General features: G+C 74.6%; 17 protein-coding genes. 10 read left to right on the top strand and 7 right to left on the bottom strand.

Annotation, left to right across the window (positions count from 1 at the left end):
- Positions 1–2 precede the first annotated feature (2 nt).
- From D1J60_RS17165 to D1J60_RS17155, 3 genes are all read left to right on the top strand, one after another.
- On the top strand, positions 3–1511 hold the full coding sequence (locus tag D1J60_RS17165; protein ID WP_125821692.1) for a dihydrolipoamide acetyltransferase family protein: 1509 nt from the start codon (positions 3–5) through the stop codon (positions 1509–1511).
- Positions 1512–1654: 143 nt separating this feature from the next.
- Entirely contained in the window at positions 1655–2593 is a 939-nt protein-coding gene (locus D1J60_RS17160) for a GNAT family protein (protein WP_125821691.1), read from the top strand.
- Between the two features lie 18 nt (positions 2594–2611).
- The gene (locus D1J60_RS17155; protein WP_125821690.1) at positions 2612–3376 is read left to right on the top strand and encodes a hypothetical protein; all 765 of its coding nucleotides are present in this window, start codon (positions 2612–2614) and stop codon (positions 3374–3376) included.
- 21 nt (positions 3377–3397) lie between these two features.
- Here the strand turns inward: D1J60_RS17155 and D1J60_RS17150 are convergent, their stop codons facing one another.
- Entirely contained in the window at positions 3398–4111 is a 714-nt protein-coding gene (locus D1J60_RS17150; protein ID WP_164720916.1) for a TetR/AcrR family transcriptional regulator, read from the bottom strand.
- 113 nt (positions 4112–4224) lie between these two features.
- Here D1J60_RS17150 and D1J60_RS17145 point away from each other — a divergent pair, with 113 nt between their 5' ends.
- Both D1J60_RS17145 and D1J60_RS17140 read left to right on the top strand, forming a co-directional pair.
- Positions 4225–4839 carry an NAD(P)H-dependent oxidoreductase gene (locus D1J60_RS17145; RefSeq protein WP_125596570.1) on the top strand — a complete coding sequence of 205 codons (615 nt, stop codon included), beginning with the start codon at positions 4225–4227 and terminating at the stop codon, positions 4837–4839.
- Positions 4840–4852: 13 nt separating this feature from the next.
- Complete coding sequence (locus D1J60_RS17140) at positions 4853–6268, top strand: DHA2 family efflux MFS transporter permease subunit (protein ID WP_125821689.1); 1416 nt, start codon at positions 4853–4855, stop codon at positions 6266–6268.
- On the opposite strand, the gene D1J60_RS17135 is transcribed toward D1J60_RS17140, so the two are convergent.
- The 3 genes from D1J60_RS17135 to D1J60_RS17125 form a co-directional block, all read right to left on the bottom strand.
- On the bottom strand, positions 6265–6690 hold the full coding sequence (locus tag D1J60_RS17135; protein ID WP_164720915.1) for a PPOX class F420-dependent oxidoreductase: 426 nt from the start codon (positions 6688–6690) through the stop codon (positions 6265–6267). The two genes, D1J60_RS17140 and D1J60_RS17135, sit on opposite strands and share 4 nt — an antisense overlap.
- 80 nt (positions 6691–6770) lie before the next feature.
- On the bottom strand, positions 6771–7973 hold the full coding sequence (locus D1J60_RS17130; RefSeq protein ID WP_125821688.1) for a DUF1266 domain-containing protein: 1203 nt from the start codon (positions 7971–7973) through the stop codon (positions 6771–6773).
- 10 nt (positions 7974–7983) lie between these two features.
- Positions 7984–8388 carry an ATP-binding protein gene (locus D1J60_RS17125; RefSeq protein WP_125596581.1) on the bottom strand — a complete coding sequence of 135 codons (405 nt, stop codon included), beginning with the start codon at positions 8386–8388 and terminating at the stop codon, positions 7984–7986.
- A 240-nt stretch (positions 8389–8628) separates the two neighbouring features.
- Here D1J60_RS17125 and D1J60_RS17120 point away from each other — a divergent pair, with 240 nt between their 5' ends.
- Genes D1J60_RS17120 through D1J60_RS17110 form a run of 3 tightly spaced genes read left to right on the top strand, consistent with a single transcriptional unit; the run spans position 8629 to position 9907 of the window.
- Positions 8629–9483, top strand: coding sequence for a DUF5753 domain-containing protein (locus D1J60_RS17120; protein ID WP_185899442.1), 855 nt, complete (start codon positions 8629–8631; stop codon positions 9481–9483).
- Complete coding sequence (locus D1J60_RS17115) at positions 9480–9656, top strand: DUF397 domain-containing protein (RefSeq protein WP_125596588.1); 177 nt, start codon at positions 9480–9482, stop codon at positions 9654–9656. The genes D1J60_RS17120 and D1J60_RS17115 overlap by 4 nt, the downstream gene beginning before the upstream one ends.
- Positions 9653–9907: a mycoredoxin gene (locus tag D1J60_RS17110; RefSeq protein WP_125821687.1), complete on the top strand. Its 255-nt coding sequence runs from the start codon at positions 9653–9655 to the stop codon at positions 9905–9907. Before D1J60_RS17115 ends, D1J60_RS17110 begins: the two co-directional genes overlap by 4 nt.
- A gap of 184 nt (positions 9908–10091) precedes the next feature.
- Here D1J60_RS17110 and D1J60_RS17105 read toward each other — a convergent pair whose 3' ends face one another.
- From D1J60_RS17105 to D1J60_RS17095, 3 genes are all read right to left on the bottom strand, one after another.
- Entirely contained in the window at positions 10092–11300 is a 1209-nt protein-coding gene (locus tag D1J60_RS17105; RefSeq protein ID WP_125821686.1) for a serine hydrolase domain-containing protein, read from the bottom strand.
- An 85-nt stretch (positions 11301–11385) separates the two neighbouring features.
- Positions 11386–12411 (bottom strand): cupin domain-containing protein, encoded by a 1026-nt coding sequence (locus D1J60_RS17100; RefSeq protein WP_125821685.1) that lies wholly within the window; start codon positions 12409–12411, stop codon positions 11386–11388.
- Positions 12408–13463, bottom strand: a complete 1056-nt coding sequence (locus D1J60_RS17095; protein WP_164720914.1) for a cytochrome P450 — start codon at positions 13461–13463, stop codon at positions 12408–12410. Before D1J60_RS17095 ends, D1J60_RS17100 begins: the two co-directional genes overlap by 4 nt.
- A 364-nt stretch (positions 13464–13827) precedes the next feature.
- Here D1J60_RS17095 and D1J60_RS17090 point away from each other — a divergent pair, with 364 nt between their 5' ends.
- Both D1J60_RS17090 and D1J60_RS17085 read left to right on the top strand, forming a co-directional pair.
- On the top strand, positions 13828–15033 hold the full coding sequence (locus D1J60_RS17090) for an FAD-dependent monooxygenase (RefSeq protein ID WP_125821683.1): 1206 nt from the start codon (positions 13828–13830) through the stop codon (positions 15031–15033).
- Positions 15034–15513: 480 nt separating this feature from the next.
- Positions 15514–17397 (top strand): C1 family peptidase, encoded by a 1884-nt coding sequence (locus tag D1J60_RS17085; RefSeq protein ID WP_125821682.1) that lies wholly within the window; start codon positions 15514–15516, stop codon positions 17395–17397.
- Positions 17398–17401 lie beyond the last annotated feature (4 nt).

Here is a 17401-nt window from a genome sequence, read left to right as displayed (position 1 = left end):
CGATGACGATCCGCGAATTCAAGATGCCCGACGTGGGCGAGGGCCTGACCGAGGCCGAGATCCTCAAGTGGTACGTCCAGCCGGGTGACACGGTCACCGACGGGCAGGTCGTCTGCGAGGTGGAGACGGCGAAGGCGGCCGTGGAGCTGCCGATCCCCTTCGACGGGGTGGTGCACGCGCTGCTCTTCGAGGAGGGCGTGACGGTCGACGTCGGCCAGGTCATCATCTCGGTCGAGACCGGGGCCGGGGCCCCGGGCGGTGACGCGGGTGAGGGTGGTTCTGCCGCCCAGGCGCCCGCGAGCGCTGCCGGTGCCCCGGCGGGCTCGGAGGCCGTCGGGGCGTCCGGCGCCGCGGCCGAGGAGCCGGCCCCCGAGGGCCGCCAGCCCGTGCTGGTCGGATACGGGGTGTCGCAGGCTTCCAGCAAGCGCCGCCCCCGCAAGGCCCCCGCGGGCGCGGTGGCGGCCGTACCGGCCCCGGCCGCGCCGGTCGCCCAGGTCGCTCCGGCCGCGCCGGTCGTGCCCGCTCCCGCGGCGCAGAACGGCACCGCGTACGCCAACGGCAACGGCGGCGGCGTCGCCACCGCCGAGCGGCCGCTGGCCAAGCCGCCCGTGCGCAAGCTCGCCAAGGACCTCGGCATCGACCTGGCCGCGGTGGTTCCCACCGGTGACGGCGGGGTCGTGACCCGGGAGGACGTGCACGCCGCCGCGGCGGCCGCGCTCGCCCCACAGGCGCCCGTCCAGGCCCCGGCGGCCGCGCCCGCACCGGTGTCCGTACCGGTCCCGGCGGCCGCGCCGGCGTCCGCGGCGGACGCGCGGGAGACCCGCATCCCGGTCAAGGGCGTCCGCAAGGTCACCGCGCAGGCCATGGTCGGCTCGGCGTTCACCGCGCCGCACGTCACCGAGTTCATCACCCTCGACGTGACCCGCACGATGAAGCTGGTCCAGGAGCTCAAGGAGGACCCGGACCTCGCGGGCCTGCGGATCAACCCGCTCCTCCTGATCGCGAAGGCCGTCCTCATCGCGGTCCGCCGCAACCCTGAGGTCAACGCCTCCTGGGACGAGGCGGCCCAGGAGATCGTGCTCAAGCACTACGTCAACCTGGGGATCGCGGCGGCCACCCCGCGCGGCCTGATCGTCCCGAACATCAAGGACGCCCACGCCAAGAGCCTGGCGGAGCTGTCGACGGGCCTGTCCGAGCTGGTCGCGACGGCCCGCGAGGGCAAGACCTCCCCGGCCGACATGCAGAACGGCACCCTCACCATCACCAACGTCGGCGTCTTCGGCGTCGACACCGGTACCCCCATCCTGAACCCCGGCGAGTCCGCGATCCTCGCGGTCGGCGCGATCAAGCTCCAGCCGTGGGTCCACAAGGGCAAGGTGAAGCCGCGCCAGGTCACCACCCTGGCCCTGTCCTTCGACCACCGCCTCATCGACGGTGAGCTCGGCTCCAAGTTCCTCGCGGACATCGCGGCGGTACTGGAGCACCCGCGCCGGCTGATCACCTGGTCGTAGCGGAGCCCCCTTCCGGGGGCGAGAACCCCCGATGGCCGGTCCCTCCTCCGCGGGACCGGCCATCGGGCGTTTGGCCACCCCTGCCCCGGCCGTGGGGAAAATCCCCTGGTCCAGGACGGCCGGGCGGTGTGATCATCGGCCCGATGAGATTCCGCGCCGCCACCGCAGACCCCGCAGACCTCGACCGCGCCCTGGCCCACCCGGCCGACGGCCCCGTCGCCGCCCTGACCCCCGACCGGATCGGCGAGGAGTTCGCGCAGAACCGGATGCGCCCCGAGTGGACCTGGTTCGCCGAGGACGCCGACGGCCGGGTGCTGGCCCGCGCCCTGTGGTGGGGGCGCGCCGACAGCGCGCGGCCCGTCGCCCTCGACTGCCTCCAGGTCCGCGACGGGGTCGCCGACCCGGCCGCCCTGGCCGCCGCCCTGCTCCAGGCGGGGCACACCGCCTTCGGCGGGCGCCCGGGCTACAACGTCAGCCTGCCCCGCGACTGGCGGGCCCGCCCCGAGCTCGCCGCCGCGGTGGCCTGGCGGCGGGAGGCCGCGTACCGGGCCGGTCTGACGCGGGAGATCGAGCGGCTGCGCTACGAGTGGACGCCGGCCGCCGGGACGGCGGATCCGACGGGGAGGCTCGTCTTCCGCGAGGGCACCGACGAGGAGTTCCTCGACGCCTTCGCCCGGCTCTCGCGCGGCAGCCTCGACCTGGCGACCCGGTACGAACTCGCGGACCTGACCGAGGAGGAACTGGCCCGCGAGGACTTCGCGTTCTACCGGGACTGCCCCGGCGAGCGCTCCTGGTGGCGCTTGGCGCACCTGCCCGACGGCACCCTCGCCGGACTCGCGGTCCCCTCCGCGACGCCCTACCACCGCAACGTCGGCTACCTGGGCGTCGTCCCCGAACAGCGCGGCAAGGGCCTGATCGACGAGGTCCTCGCGGAGATCACCCGCTTCCACGCCGGCGAGGGCGCCGAGCGGATCACGGCGACCACCGACACCGTGAACCTGCCGATGGCCGCCGCCTTCGACCGGGCCGGATACGAGGTCACCGAGATCCGTCTCGTCCTGGAGGCCCCGCCCGGCGGCTGACCGGGTAGCCTCCCGGCCATGCCGTTCGCCGAGTTGCAGGTGTATCGCGTGGAGCGGGCCGACGTCACCGGCGGGGTGTGCCTGGTGCGCTGCGTCGGCGGCGTGGCGCGGGCCGGACAGGTGTACGCGGCCGGGGAGTCGAGGCTCTGGCTGCGCGGGATAGAGCGCCACGGCCGGCCCGCCGCGTCCTTCGGCGCCGGGCACACGGCGCGGGTCCGCCTCGCGGGCGCCGTCGTCGCGCTGCTGAGCCGGGGTCAGGTGCTGACCCGCGTTCCCCCGGACGGGCACGGCCTGGCGGAGCTGGAGGCCTGGCTGGCCGGCGGGCCGCCGCTGACGGACGAGCCGCATCCGCGCACCCTGCGCGGGCTCGCGGTGGGCGGGATGCAGGACGGCCTGCTGCCGGACGCGACGCGGCTGCGCTGGGGCCGGCTGGCGGTGGCGGCGGCGTACCGCTGCGCGGCGGCGGAGGGCGCCTCCGACCTGGTCCGGGGGATCGAGCTGGCCTTCGTACGCGGTTACCTGCTGCGGGAGTTCGGGCCCGGGCGCGGCGGTGACCCGGCCGCCGTGTGCCGGGAGGCGCTCGCGCTGGTGGACCTCACCCCGGCGGAGGCGGCCGCGCGGGCCCGCGTGTGGCGGGAGCTGCCGCGCGCGGAGATCGTGCACCTGCGCCACCTCAAGATCCTGCTGCGCTGGGCGGGCGCCGCCCGGCCGCACCTGGCGGACGGCGGCCCGCTGGCGGTGGCGCTGGACGCCTGGTCGCGGGTGCGTCCAGGGCTGCCCTAGGCGCGGTCCGGGGCGGGGTCGTCATCCGGCCCCTCGTCCGGCCCGGTAGGCGCGCGCGAACGCGGCCACCCCGCCGTTCAGGAGCCGTTCGGTCTCCTCCTCGGGCAGGGGCAGGAGGCCGTAGTGGGACTGCTGCACGATCTGGTGCGCGGTCAGGGCGGTGAAGTGGGTGCCCGCCAGTTCCGCGTCCCCGTGCACGTCGAGGAGCCCGGCGGCGGCGAGGCCCTCCATGGCCTCGGCGAGGGCGCGGGCGACGGGGCGCGGCCCGGCCTCCTTCCACGCCTCCAGTACCTCGGCGGGCACGTGGTTGACCTCGGCGTGGATGTGCCGGACCAGCGCGAAGTGGTCGGAGTGCTCGAACATCACGCGGACCAGCGCGCGGGCGAGGGCCGCCAGATCACGTTCCAGGTTGTCCGGGTGGGGCGGGCGTTCGGGGTCGAACAGGGCGCGCACCGTGGCGACGTGGGCGTCGCGCACCTCGCCCGAGGTCCAGGTGACGACGGTGGCGAAGAGCTCCGCCTTGCCGCCCGGGAAGTGGTTGTAGAGCGTCCGGGTGGAGACGTCGGCGGCCTCCGCGAGCGCGTCTACGGAGGCGCGCGCGTACCCCTCGCGGCCGAATACCGCGCAGGCCGCTTTCGCCATGGCGATCCGCTTGGCCAGCTTCCGCGGCGGGATTCCGGGCTGTACCTCTGCTGCGCGGGCGTCCGACGCCCGGGTGCCGTTGCTGCCGTCCACGCCGGCCTCCTCAATTTTTTACAACGAGCGTTGCAGTTTTTACAACGACCGTTGTAGTTTACCGGAGCGGAGGCCGCACAGGGCGGCCGGCCCGCACTCCAAGGGGGATCATCATGTCCGTCAGCGAAGCAGTCCTGGACGAGCCGGTGCGCGTGGCCGTCGTCATCGGGAGCGTCCGCGAGGGCCGCCGGGGGCCGGCCGTCACCGACTGGTTCCTGAGCGCCGCGGCCGCCCACCACAGCGGCCTGGAGTTCGACGTGATCGACCTCGCCGACGTCCCGCTGCCGCTGACCATGCCCGACTGGGGCGGCTCCCCGGACCCTGCGGCCGCCGCCGCGCTCGCCGACGTCAGCCCGCGACTGGCCGCCGCCGACGCGTTCGTCTTCGTCACCCCCGAGTACAACCACAGCTTCCCGGCCGTGCTGAAGAACCTCATCGACTGGCACCGGCCGCAGTGGCAGGCCAAGCCCGTCGGCTTCGTCTCGTACGGGGGCGTCGGCGGCGGCCTGCGCGCCGTGGAGCAGCTCCGGCTGGTCTTCGCCGAGCTGCACGCCGTGACCGTACGCGACACCGTCAGCCTGCACGGCCCCTGGTCCGGACTCGGCCAGGACGGCGCCCCGCGCGACGGGGCCGTCACCGAGAGCGCCGCCAAGAACATGCTCGGCCAGCTGGACTGGTGGGGACGGGCGCTGCGGACCGCGCGCACGACCCGCCCCTACGAGGGCTGAGGAGCCGGACGCCGTGAGCACCGCACCCGCCTCCGCCTCCGCGGCACCCGCCGGGGCGGCACCCGCCGGCCCCGGGGCGTTAACGAGGACGCTCGCCGTCGTCATCACCGGCTCGGTGATGGCCGTCCTCGACATGACGATCGTCAACGTGGCCCTCGGCCGGCTCTCCGAGGCCTTCCACGCCCCGCTGGAGACCATCCAGTGGACCGCCACCGCCTACACCCTCGCGCTCGCCGCCGTGATCCCGGCCGCGGCCTGGGCCATGGGCCGGATCGGGGCCAAGCGCGCCTACCTGACCGCCCTCGTCCTGTTCACCCTGGGCTCGCTGCTCGCCGCCTGCGCCTGGAACGCGAGCAGCCTGATCGCCTTCCGCGCCGTCCAGGGGCTGGGCGGGGGGCTGCTGATGCCGGTCGGCATGACCATGGTGATGCGCAACGCCGACCGGGCCCGGATGGGCCGGGCCATGGCCCTGCTGGGCCTGCCCATCCTGGTCGGCCCCGTCGCCGGCCCGATGCTCGGCGGATGGCTCGTCGACTCCGCCTCCTGGCAGTGGATCTTCCTGGTCAACCTCCCCGTCGGTGCGGCCGCCCTGGTGCTCGCGGCGAAGCTCCTCGCACCCGACGCCCCCGCCGACCCGGCGTCGGCGCCCCGGCTGGACGTCCCCGGGCTGCTGATGCTCTCCCCGGGCCTGGCCCTGCTGCTGTTCGGCCTGTCCCGGGGCGGCGAGGGCGGCGACTTCACCGCCCCCGGCGCGCTGCTGCCCACGCTGGCCGGAGCGGCCCTCGCCGCCGCCTTCGTACGGCGCGCCCTCAGGGTGCGCGAACCGCTGCTGGACCTGCGGCTGCTGCGCGACCGCACCTTCGCCGCCGGCATCGCCACCCTCGCCTTCTTCACCTGCGGCTACTTCGGGTCGATGCTCCTGGGCCCGATGTACTTCCAGCAGGGGCGCGGCCTGAGCGCGAGCGCGGCCGGCCTCCTCGTCGCCCCCGTCGGGCTGGCCGTCGGGGTGACCATGCAGATCGCCTCCCGGCGCGTCGACAAGGTCTCCCCGCGCAGGCTGATCCCGGCCGGGGCGGTCGTGGGCGCCCTCGGCATGGCGGCATCCGCCCTGCTGACCGGCACCGAGGGGGTACCGGTCTGGCAGGTGGTCGCCGCGGGCCTGGTCATGGGCGTCGGCGCCGGGATCGTACTGATGCCGACGATGACCACCGCGAGCCGTGACCTGCCCGGCGAGCGCATGGCCGCGGCGAGCACCGCCCTGAGCATCAACTCCCAGCTGTGGGCCTCGGTCGGCACGGCACTGCTGTCCGTCCTCCTCGGCGGCACGGGCGTCGGCCCCGCCGGCTTCCGCCTCGCCTACGGAGCCGCGGCGGTGCTGCTGGCCCTGTCCGTGATCCCGGCACTGCGGCTGCCGGGACGGCGGGCCTAGGACCCGGCGTCGGCCTTCGCGGCGTTGCCGAGCACCTTGGACGGGGTGATGCGCACGACCACGCGCACCGCCCCGTCGGCGGCGTCCCCGTACTCCTTGCCGGCGCCCGGCCCGAGGTACTCCTCGGCGATGCGGACGGCGACGGCCCGGCCGGTGTCCTCGGTGAGGGTGGCGGTGCCGCGGATCTCCGCGTAGACGTAGGGGTCGGCGAGGTCGAAGACGGTGAGGCCGACCCGCTCGTCGCGGGCGATGTTCCGCTCCTTGCGGCGGCCGCGCTCGGTGGAGACGAGCAGCTCGTCGCCGTCCCGCGACACCCAGACCACGGAACTCTGCGGGCTGCCGTCGGGGTTGAGGGTGGAGAGGACCGCCGGGTGGGGGGAGTCGAGCAGCCGCCGCACGGCGTCGTTCAGCGCGATAGTCATACGGGCGACGGTAGTTGGCGCGGGCGCGGTCCCCCGGGGATTTTCCGGGGCGGGGCCGGACTACCCGAAGTCGCCCGCCGTCACTGCCAGGGGATGTTCCGGTAGGGGCCGGCCGGATCGGTGGTGAGGGTCAGGTGGGTGGCCAGCGAGGACCCGTACCAGCGCCCGAACTCCTCCTCGTCGAAGTGCAGGCAGCGCCCCAGCGAGTACCCGGCGGAGAACTCCTCCCACGAGCGGTACGCCTCCCGGGCCGCCGCGCCCGCGCGGAGGACGGCCCGCTCGGCGTCCTCCAGCGTCCCGTAGCGGGCGGCGACCCCCCAGCGGGCCATCTGGGAGGCCCGGCCGAGGTCCCAGGCGTGCACCGAGCGCACCCAGCCGTCCTCGGGGAGCAGCCCGTCGGCGCGGAAGCGCTGCTCGTAGCGGGCCATCCGGCCGATGAGCCGCCGCACCCCGGCGATCTCCCCCTCGACCTCCGCGACGGGGCGCGGCGCGGCGACGGTCACCCCGTCGGGGGTGAGCTGCGGCTCGGCGGCCTTCATGGCGCCGTGCCGCAGGCTCGCCTCGGCGGCGTCGCGCCAGTGCTCGACGTCGACGGGCCCGGCGAAGTCGCCGGCCAGCAGCCGGCGCACGCGCAGCGCGTACTCCCAGACCGGGCTGACGATCTCGGCGTCCAGCATCCGCTGGAGCACGTCGAACCAGCCGGCGGTGTCCGTGACGCCCCAGGACCTGCGCAGCCGGTCGCGTTCGTGGGTGTAGCCGTTGCCGTGGTGGGCGAGGGAGTTCCAGAACTCCCCGTTGGACACGGACAGGTGCGCCCCGACGGCCAGCCCGTGCGCGACGGGACCGTGCAGCGGCCCGCCGGTGTGGAGGGTGTGCAGCGTGCCGGGGGTCAGGCCCCAGGAGGGCGCGGCGTCCCAGTGCGCGCGCCAGCGGGCGCGGTCGGCGGGGGTGGTGGTGAGGTACGCCTCGGCGGGCGTGCCGGGGTTCACGGCGAGGTGGGCGGGGTCCCGGTCGTCCCAGGCGTTCGCGAACCAGGCGAGGCTCTGGCGCAGGAACACGGTGTCCGGGCGGGGGGCCGGAAGCACGCCCCGGGTGAAGACGGCGAGGCCGGCGGGGCCGGGGTGGAAGCGGGCCGCGCGGGGGTCGGCGTCGACGTCGGCGCGGGCCTGGGGCAGGAACAGCTCGGCACGCGCCAGGGCGTCGAGGTAGCCCGGCCAGTCCCCGCGCCGCTTCGCCTCGTACAGCTCCCTCTCGATCGCACTCGGCGCCGTCCAGCCATCCATACGGGGGACCCTATACGGGCCCCGGGAGCGCGCACTCGGCCCACACGGTCTTGCCGACCACGCGCTGTGACGTCCCCCACCGCAGGGCGAGGGCCTGCACGATCGCGAGGCCGCGCCCGTACTGGTCCTCGTCTGCCACCGTTCGCGGCTCGGGCCACCGCTCGCCCTTCGGATCGGTGACCGCGATGCGGAGCACTGCTCCGTCGAGCTGCACCTCGACCCGGATGTACCGGTCCCGGACCGCCCCGTGCAGCAGCGCGTTCGTGACGAGCTCGCTGGTCAGCAGCGCCACGTCCGAGGCCACCCGGGGCTCCCCCCACGCCACGGCCAGCCACGCGGCCCACCGCCGGGCGGCGGGCACGGAGTCCTGGCGGGGCGGGTAGTTGCGGACGCCGTAGCGGGTGAGGGTGGACATCGCGCCTCCTGGTCGGGCGGTGGCCTGCCGGCGCCCGCAGTGCGGGCATACCGGTGCGCTTCCGCCAACTCTGCCTGTGCGGTGAGCAGTTCGTCACCGACCGTAGGGGTGTCGTGACTCCGGAGGCAAGTGGCTCGGGGAAAATGTTCCCCGTGTGGGTGAGAGGTGTCGACTTGCCCACCGCGAGGGCGCGAAACTGTCGCGGTGAACGGTGGAAGGCGAGCAGACCAGGGCAACCGCGTGTCGACCGTGCTGGGCCGTCGGCTGGGCGGCGAGCTGTACAAGTTCCGCACGGCGGCCGGCAAGACCCAGCAGCAGGCGGCGCAGGCGATCAGCGCCACGACGACCAAAGTCACCAAGATGGAGAGCGGTTGGGTCCCGATGCGGGATCCCGACCTCCGGGTGCTGTGCGAGTTCTACGGTGTGACCGACGCGGACGTCGTGAACGGCCTGCTCGACCTGGCGCGGCTGGACCGAGAGCGCCGCAAGGCCAAGGGATGGTGGCAACACGTCCCGACGGTGAGGAACTTCTCCGAATACGTCGCGATGGAGGACGTCGCCACGCACATCCGGACCTGGCAACTGGCCCTGATCCCCGGGCTGCTGCAAACCCCCGACTACGTACGTTCCCTGGGCGTCAGCTCCGACTCGTGGACGCACCCGGACCAGATCGAGGAGATGGTCACCACCCGGATCAAGCGGCAGGGCCGGCTTTGGGGCGACCGGCCACTGGAGTTCCACGCCGTCATCTGGGAGGCGGCGCTGCGCCAGGAGATCGGTGGCCGCGACGTCATGAGCGGACAGCTCAACCACCTCGTCGACGTGGCCGGCCGCCCCAACGTCCACGTGCAGGTGCTGCCCTTCCGGGCGGGTGCGATCCGCAGTGTGCCGAGTGCGTTCAACCTCCTGTCCTTCGGAGAACCCGGGGCGGTCGACGTGGGCTACTCGGAGAGCCTCGGCGCTACTGTGTGGACGGAGGGCGCGGAAGCAACCGAGGTGTACGCCCGGGCGTTCGACCGCGTGGCGCGCATGAGCCTTGCCCCGCGGGACTCAGTCCACCTGATCGAGGCCATCAGTAAGGGAATGCAGGGATGAGCGAGTACCGGTTCGTGAAGTCCAGCTACAGCAACAGCACGAACGACACCGACTGCGTCGAGGTCGCCACGAACGTGCCCGGCACGGTCGCGGTCCGCGACAGCAAGCACACGGACGGCCCCCTCATCCGCGTCACCCCCACCGCCTGGGCGGCCTTCGCGGGGTCGCGTTGAACAGCGGCATAACCGTCTACTGGCGGCCCGGCTGCGTCTTCTGCATGAAGCTCTGGACCCAGCTCCGCCTGACCGGCACCCCGTACCGGCCCGTGAACATCTGGCGGGACGCGGACGCGGCGGCGTTCGTCCGCAGCGTCAACGACGGCAACGAGACCGTCCCCACGGTCCGCGTCGTCTCCGCCTCCGGGGAGGAGTCGGTCATGACCAATCCGAGCCTGGCCCAGGTCCGAGCGGCCCTGGCGGCCTGAGCCCCCGCGCGAACGCGCAGGGCGTTGTCAGTGGCCCCTGTTAGCGTGCGCGTTGGGATAGAGGCCGGTCAGAGAACCCTAGAGGTCCGCGGTCAAGGGGGGTGGGCACAAAAGTCCCCGGCCGTGGCCCGGGACTCTGGAGGCGGTCCGTGAACCCACCCCCCTCCCTCCCTCCCCCCGGACCTCAGCCGTGCTTCGGCGACGTCGGCTTGTGGCCCGGGTAGACGTGGTCCGGGGTGACGATCTCCGTGATGGCCTCGCCGAAGAGCGTGCTGGGTTCCTGGCCGTCGTGCAGGACGTCCGTGTTCAGGATGACCACCAGCGTCGCCCGCTCCTCCGGCAGGTACACGCCGAGGCTCTCGTAGCCCGGCAGCGAGCCGTTGTGGCCGATCCAGCCCTGGACGTCGAACAGGCCCAGGCCGTAGCCGGCGCCGGGGATGCCGACCGGGGTGGTCTTCAGGCGTTCCGCCTGGGTCGCGGGCTTCAGCAGGGTGCCCGTCGCCAGGGTCTTCGCCCAGCTGCGCAGGTCCTCCAGGTCCGAGATCATCGCGCCGGCCGCCCAGGCCCAGGAGGGGTTCCAGTCCGTCGAGTTCACGATCTCGCCCGACGCCGACTGGTCGGTGTAGCCCTGGGCGTGCGGGGAGGGGAAGGCCGCGTTGGTGGGGAAGAGGGTGTGGTGCAGCCCCGCCGGGTCGATGACCTGCTGTTTCAGGACCTGCTGGAGGGGCTGCCCGGTGACCTTCTCGATGACCAGGCCCAGCAGGATCAGGTTGGTGTTGGAGTACTCGAACTTGGCGTTCGGCGCGAAGTTCACCGGGTGCTTGAACGAGTAGCCGAGGAGCTGCTGCGGGGTGAAGGGGCGGGTGCCGTCCGTGGTGAGCGCCTTCTCGAAGGCGTCGTCCTCGCTGTAGTTGAACAGGCCGCTGCGCATGCCGGCCAGCTCGCGCAGGGTGATGCGGTCGCCGTTCGGGACGCCGGAGACGTACCGGCCGATGGGGTCGTCCAGGCCCACCTTGCCCTGGTCGACGAGGCGGAGCAGGGCGGTGACGGTGAAGGTCTTGGTCTGGCTGCCGATGCGGGTGTAGAAGTCCGTCCGCATCCGGGCGCCGGTCTCCTTGTCGGCCACCCCGAACGTCCTCACGTAGCTGCCCTTGCCCGGCGCCCACAGCCCCACGATCACCCCCGGGACCTTCGCCTCGCGCAGGGTGTCCTGGACGGCCTTGTCCAGCTTCGCGGCGACGGCCGGGGTCAGCTCAGGGAAGTCCTGGGACGGCGACGGTGACGGCCCGGCCGTCCCGTACGCGGGGCCGGCGGTGGCCGGCGCGAGGAGTGCTCCGGCGGCGGCCAGGGCCACGCAGGCCCGGCGCAGCCGGATACGGGCGGTCGGCGTCATGGCGCGGCCTCCTGCCGTCCAGGGAACCCGGGACCCCGAGGAACCTCAGCGTAGGCCCGGGGTCCCGGGCCCGCCCGGCGGGCGGTCAGGGGCCGGCGGTGCGGGCGGCGCCGCGCAGGCGGCGCCAGGTGCGGCCGACGGAGGTCAGGCCGCCGGTCCGGGCGGCGGCGTCCCAGGTCCGGGCCGTCTCCGCGAGCGGCGGCGCGGGCTCGGCGGGCTGCCGGGCGCGGGCGGCCCGGGCCGCGAGCCGCAGGTCGTCCGGGGTCACGGTGGCGGACGCCGTGCGGACCTGGCGGAGCAGCGCGGCGCAGGCGTCGGCGAGGGCGGGCTCGCCCAGCGGGCGGGCCGGCAGGTCCAGGCCCTCGGTGAGCAGCTTCTCCAGGGCGGTCCGCAGGTCCTGGAGGCAGATGTCGCGGATGGTCAGCGACAGGTGCGCGGACAGCCCGGCGGCGCCCACCGCGCGGTGCGCGAAGCCGCGCGGGACGTAGAGCACGCCGCCGGGTTCGAGGACGGTGTGCAGGAGGCGCGGGGAGTGCTCGTCGTCCGGGAGCTCGCCCGGCCGCCAGTCCGCCACCGTCGGCGCGTCGTGGACGTACCAGGTCTTGCTGCCCGCGACCTGGAGGACGAACACGTCGGCGTCGTCGCGGTGCACCGCGAGTCCCTGACCGCCGACGGGCGTGACGAAGAAGAACGCCTCCACGCGCCGGTCGAGCTCCTCGGACAGCCGCGCCACCAGCTCGCCCGTCGGCCGGTGCCACTGGTCGACGCAGCGCAGCAGCAGCGTCGCCCCGGCGCGCAGCTGGGCGACGACCCTGGCGCGGTCGGCGAAGCCGGAGTACGTGATGCCGTTGACGACGCGGGAGGCGGTGTAGGCGTCGGGCGGTACGACGACCTTGTTGGAGCGGACCATCTCCAGGTACGGGGTGCGCAGCAGGCCCGAGTCGAAGGCGGCGTCCAGCTCGTCGAGGTCGAACGGCGCGGCGGACGACGGCGGGGTGAAGACGGCCGGCTCGCGCTGCCAGCGGCGCCCGGCGAAGTCCGCGACGTCGCCGACCCAGGCGGCCAGTACGGACGATCTCATGAGGTGTCCCCCGTCGGTGCCGGCGCTCATGCCCCGGTCTCCGCGTCGAAGCGGACGGAGAGCAGCGAGCGCAGCGGGACGTGTGTCCGCCCGTCCTCTGTGCGCAGGGTGATCCGGTTCTCGAAGGCGACCTCCAGCAGGCGTTCGGCCAGCGGGACGACCAGGTGCTTGGCCCAGCAGCGGGCGCCGTCGAAGCCGAACGGCATGAACGCGGGCGTCTTCTCCGGGTCCGCGACGCCCGCCCACCGCTCCGGCTGGAACTCCAGCGGGTCGGTCCAGAAGTCGGGGTGGCGGTGCATCAGCAGCGGGAACAGCGCGACGTCGTCCTCGGGCCGGATCTCCGGGTGCAGGGCGGCGTACGCGTCCCCGCCCTTGCGCCACAGCATCCAGGCGGGCGGCAGCAGCCGCAGCGTCTCCCACAGGAACGGCGTCAGGCCGGGGCGGGCCGCCCGCTGCTCCCGGGCCGGTCCCATGAGCCACAGGGCGTTGCCGGCCAGGGCGGCCACGCCGTCGCAGAGGGTGGCGCTCGCCCGCCGGTACAGGGCGACGGCCTGCTTCCGTTCGAGGGTGCCGGACGCGTCGCGGATCTGCCCGGCCAGTGCGCCGGCCGTGTCTCCGGCGCCGGAGGCCGGCCAGAGGGTGACGGCGCGGTCAACGAGCCGGGAGAGGGCGTCGGAGCCGGTGACGCCGCGCTTGGACAGCAGGGACACCGGCAGCGGGTCGGAGGCGAACAGCCACCGGCGCAGGTAGGAGGTGGCCGCGTACGGCCAGGCGCCCGACAGCCCGCGCGCGGGCGGCGGCGGGGCGGCGATGGCGGCCGTGACGTCCTGGCCCAGGGCGCGGATCGTCCGCGTCGCGCTGTCGTGCGGGATGTCGGCGCCCGCGGCGGGCTTGTAGACGGACCGTTCCGCCGACAGGACGGGGCGGGCCGCGACGACCTCGGCCATCAGGGCGGGATCGCAGACGCCGACCGTGGACGCGTCGATCCGGAAGACCGGTTCCTTCCTGGCCAGCAGGTCCTGGATGCGCGGGGCGTAGACGACGCGGTGGCCGCCGGCCGCCTTCGGGGCCGTTTCGGGCATGGGGCTCCTGCCTCCGGGGTGAAGGACGTGGGGCGCCGGAGCGCGGGACGCGACAGGGGGATGCCGCGTCCCGCGCCGACCGGGGTGGGTCAGATGACGTGCAGGACCCACGCGTGCTGGGCGAGCTCCTCGTCCTTCTTGAACTTCTTCACCAGCGCCTTGATCATCTTCATCTGCTGCTCCCTGTGGGGATCGAGGAATCGATCGGAGTGCCGCCGCGGAGGCCGGTTGACCTGCGGTGACCGGCTTCATGCTGGTCGGCGCCGCTGACGTTCGGCTCACGCGTCGCTAACGCCCGCCCGCGGGCGGTGCCGCCCAGTACGGTGGGCGTCCCAGGGCAACTCGGCTTCGGCAGGGGGCGGTTATGCGCGGCGGAACGGTAGCGGTGGTCGGCGGGAGCATCGCGGGGTGCGCGTTCGCCTCCGCCGCGGTGCGGGCCGGGGCCGACGGGGTGGTCGTACTGGAGCGCACGCGCGGGCGGCTCGCGGACCGCGGGGTCGGGCTGTGCGTGCACGACGAGCGCGCCGCCGAACTGGCCGCCGCCGGGGCGCTGCCGGGCGGGATCCCCGCGCACCGGCTGCTGCGCCGGCGGTGGGTGGTGCGGGACGGCGGGGCCGGGCCGGGCGGGCGGATGATCTGGGAGCAGCCCTTCCCGTTCCACTCCTACCACTGGGGGCTGCTGTGGCGCGGGCTGCGCGAGGCCATGCCGCAGGAGGTCGTGTACCGGCAGGGCGTGGCCGTCGCCGGGGTCGCCGGGGACGGGGGCGGGGCCGAGGTGCGGCTCGGGGACGGCTCCGTCGAGCGGTACGACCTGGCGGTCGGCGCGGACGGGTACCGGTCGGTGGTGCGGGAGGCGGTGGCGCCGGGGGCGCGGCCGCACTACGCCGGGTACGTGTGCTGGCGGGGGAACTTCGACGCGGGGCTGCTGGAGGGGGCCGACGCGTACCCCGAGGCCGTGACCACCGTGTGCTTCCCCGGCGGGAGCTGCGTGATCTACCGGATCCCCGGGCCGGACGGGCCGCGTGTCAACTGGGTGCTGTACGCGCCGCCCCCGCCGGACGGGCGGCTGCGCTTCGACGACCCCACGAGCTTCCCGCCGGGCGCGCTGACCCCCGAACTGCTGGAACACCTGCGGGCGTTGCTGGAGCGGGAGTTCCCGCCGTACTGGGGCCGGGCGCTGGGCCTCACCGCGCCGGCGGACACCTTCGTACAGCCCATCTACGACCTGGAGACCGCGAGCACCACCGCCGGCCGGCTCCTCCTCGCCGGTGACGCCGCCACCGTGGTCCGCCCGCACAACACGAGCGGCGCCGCGAAGGCGCTCCAGGACGCCACCGCCTTCGGGGCCGCGTGGGCCGGGGCGGCCACGTGGGAGGAACTGCTGCGGGACTACCAGGCGGCCAGGGGCGCGGCCGGGCGGGAACTGGTCGCGCTGGCGCGGCGGCTGGGGCGGGCGCAGGTGGAACGGACCCCGCAGTGGGGGCGGATGAGCGGCGCCGAGGCCGAGGCGTGGTGGCGGGGGCAGTTGGGGGGTGCCGCCGGGATCGGGGGGCAGTCGATGACGCGGTAGGGCCGTTGCCGTTGCCGTTGCCGTTGCCGTTGCCCTGGCCGGGCGGTTGCGCGGTTCGGCTGCCGGTGCCGCCGCCGGGGCCGGTTGGCGCGGGTGCCGCTGCGCGGGGCTGCTCCCCGCCCCGCCCTTCGCCCGTTCTCCGGGGCTGCGCCCCGGACCCCCTGGGGGCTCCGCCCCCAGACCCCCGCGCCTCAAACGCCGGCGGGGCTGAGATGTGCTGAGCGCACCGGGCGCGGAGCGTCCGGTATCGGGGTCCGGGGCAGAGCCCCGGTCTGTTCAGCCCCGCCGGCGATTGAGGCGAGAACGGTTGAAGGGCGGGTAGGGGACGGCCCCGCGCAGCGGCGCCCGGGCCCCCGCGGGAGCCGGAGACGTACGACCCCCCGTGCCACCGCGCGACCGTGCGGGCTCCCTTGACGGGCGGCGAGCCCGGGGAGACGCTCCCCGGGCTCACGACCGAGGGTTGCAGCTGGGGGGCCGGGGATGCCGGAGGAGTCTGTCCAGACGGTGGGGGAGCTGCGGGCGCAGCTCGTGGAGTGCGGGGCGCGCTGGAGCGTCAGCGAGCACCTGGCGGACGAGGAGCCGGTGCCGAGGCCCGCCCTCGGGCTGGAGCCGGGGGTGAACCTGACGCCCGCCGCCGAGGCGGGCTCCGTGGACCTGCGGGCGCTCGTGGGGCGGGCGAGCGGCAACCCGCACCTGACCCGGCGGCGCGCCGCCAACGGCCTGCTGGCCGGGAGCGGCACGGCCCCGGGGCGGCCCGCGGCCGTCGACTGGCGCAGCCGCTGGGGCTGGCCCTGGCTGACGAAGGTCAAGGACCAGAACCCCTGCGGTTCCTGCTGGGCCTTCGGCGCGGCCGGGCTCGTCGAGTCGATGGCCCGCATCGAGCACGACGTATGGGCCGAACGCTCCGAGGGCGACGTCCACGACGGGCTGAAGTCCACCTGCGGGCAGGGGAGCAACCCGGAGACGGCCCTCGACTGGATCAAGGACAACGGCGGCCTCGCCGACCCCGACTGCTGGCCCTACAGCACCCCGCCCCCCGGCCTGCCGGCCGAGCGGCGCGACGCCTGGCGCGCCGAGTACACGCCCAGCTGGGACCGCTCGGGCCGGACCGTCCGCATCGGCGACTACGTACGCCTCGGCGACGTCGAGCAGCAGAAGGTGTGGCTGGACACGGTCGGGCCGCTGACCGCCTGCTTCGACGTCTACGACGACTTCTTCGGGCTGGGGGCGGGGGTGTACCACCGCACCAGCGACCGGCTGGCCGGCGGGCACTGCGTGCTGGTCGTCGGCTACGACGACGCGGCCGGCTGCTGGCTGTTCAAGAACTCCTGGGGGCCCGGCTACCACGTCGGCGGCTACGGCCGCATCGCCTACGGCGAGGTCAACATCGACTACTGGGCCAAGTGCGGGCTGCGCGGCACCAACCCCGACCCCTGGAGCAAGCGCCGCCTGCACGCGGGCAGCACCTACGAGAGCGGCAACGGCCGCGCCCACCGCAACTTCGAGATGGCGGCGACCGCCGGCGGCGGCAGGCTCCAGCACTGGTGGCGCGAGGGGGACGCCCCCTTCGCCTGGGCCCGGGGCCGGACCTACGCCTCCGACGCCTCGGGCCAGCCCGCGTTCACCGGCACCACCTACAACCGGAACATGGAGTCCCTGCACGTCACCACGGGCGGCCGGCTGCGGCACTGGTACTACGAGCAGGCCTTCGGCGTCTGGCGCGACGGCGGCGCCTTCGGCCCGGGCGACGCGGCCGTCGGCTCGACCCCGGCCTTCATCCAGAGCGACTACGGCAAGCCCGGCAACTTCGAGGTGGTCGTCCGCACCGCCGACGGCCGCCTCAACCACTGGTGGCGGATCAACGGCGCCCCCTGGACCTGGAACGACGGCGGCCGCTTCGCCTCCGGCATCGCCCACTACGGCCCCGCCCTCGTCCAGACCCGCTCCCGCACCCTCGACCTGGTCGCGGCCCGCACCGACGGCCGGATGCAGCTGTGGTGGCGCGACGACCCGAACGGCTTCGTCTGGCGGGCCGGGGAGGTCTTCGGCGGCCGCGCCAGCTCCGCACCCTGCCTGATCGAGGGCCAGTACGGGGCCGCCGACGAGGACACCGCCGGGAACTACGAGCTGTGCGTGGCGGTCGCCGACGGCCGGATCGAGCACTGGTGGCGGGGGAACGCGGCCGGTGCGCCCTGGGCCCGCGGCGCGGTCTTCGGGCACGACGCGGTCGCCGTCACCGGGATGCTCCAGGGCAGTTTCGGGTTCAACCTGGAAGTCCTCGTCCTGCGCACCGACCGGCTGCTCCAGCACTACTGGCGCGACGGCGCGGGCTGGCACGAGGGGGCGGTGATCGGCCCGGCGTGAACCG

Source organism: Streptomyces sp. W1SF4, from assembly GCF_003950035.1.
GTDB classification, from domain to species: Bacteria; Actinomycetota; Actinomycetes; order Streptomycetales; family Streptomycetaceae; genus Streptomyces; species Streptomyces racemochromogenes.
Note: the sequence above shows the minus strand (reverse complement) of the source record. Positions and strands in the feature narration are given on the sequence as shown.

Coding starts and splice junctions, on each gene's coding strand:
- D1J60_RS17130 (WP_125821688.1), bottom strand. CDS start 7,973: ATGGATGGCTGGACGGCGCCGAGTGCGATCGAGAGGGAGCTGTACGAG.
- D1J60_RS17165 (WP_125821692.1), top strand. CDS start 3: ATGACGATCCGCGAATTCAAGATGCCCGACGTGGGCGAGGGCCTGACC.
- D1J60_RS17085 (WP_125821682.1), top strand. CDS start 15,514: ATGCCGGAGGAGTCTGTCCAGACGGTGGGGGAGCTGCGGGCGCAGCTC.
- D1J60_RS17125 (WP_125596581.1), bottom strand. CDS start 8,388: ATGTCCACCCTCACCCGCTACGGCGTCCGCAACTACCCGCCCCGCCAG.
- D1J60_RS17160 (WP_125821691.1), top strand. CDS start 1,655: ATGAGATTCCGCGCCGCCACCGCAGACCCCGCAGACCTCGACCGCGCC.
- D1J60_RS17105 (WP_125821686.1), bottom strand. CDS start 11,300: ATGACGCCGACCGCCCGTATCCGGCTGCGCCGGGCCTGCGTGGCCCTG.
- D1J60_RS17095 (WP_164720914.1), bottom strand. CDS start 13,463: ATGCCCGAAACGGCCCCGAAGGCGGCCGGCGGCCACCGCGTCGTCTAC.
- D1J60_RS17115 (WP_125596588.1), top strand. CDS start 9,480: ATGAGCGAGTACCGGTTCGTGAAGTCCAGCTACAGCAACAGCACGAAC.
- D1J60_RS17155 (WP_125821690.1), top strand. CDS start 2,612: ATGCCGTTCGCCGAGTTGCAGGTGTATCGCGTGGAGCGGGCCGACGTC.
- D1J60_RS17090 (WP_125821683.1), top strand. CDS start 13,828: ATGCGCGGCGGAACGGTAGCGGTGGTCGGCGGGAGCATCGCGGGGTGC.
- D1J60_RS17135 (WP_164720915.1), bottom strand. CDS start 6,690: ATGACTATCGCGCTGAACGACGCCGTGCGGCGGCTGCTCGACTCCCCC.
- D1J60_RS17145 (WP_125596570.1), top strand. CDS start 4,225: ATGTCCGTCAGCGAAGCAGTCCTGGACGAGCCGGTGCGCGTGGCCGTC.
- D1J60_RS17100 (WP_125821685.1), bottom strand. CDS start 12,411: ATGAGCGCCGGCACCGACGGGGGACACCTCATGAGATCGTCCGTACTG.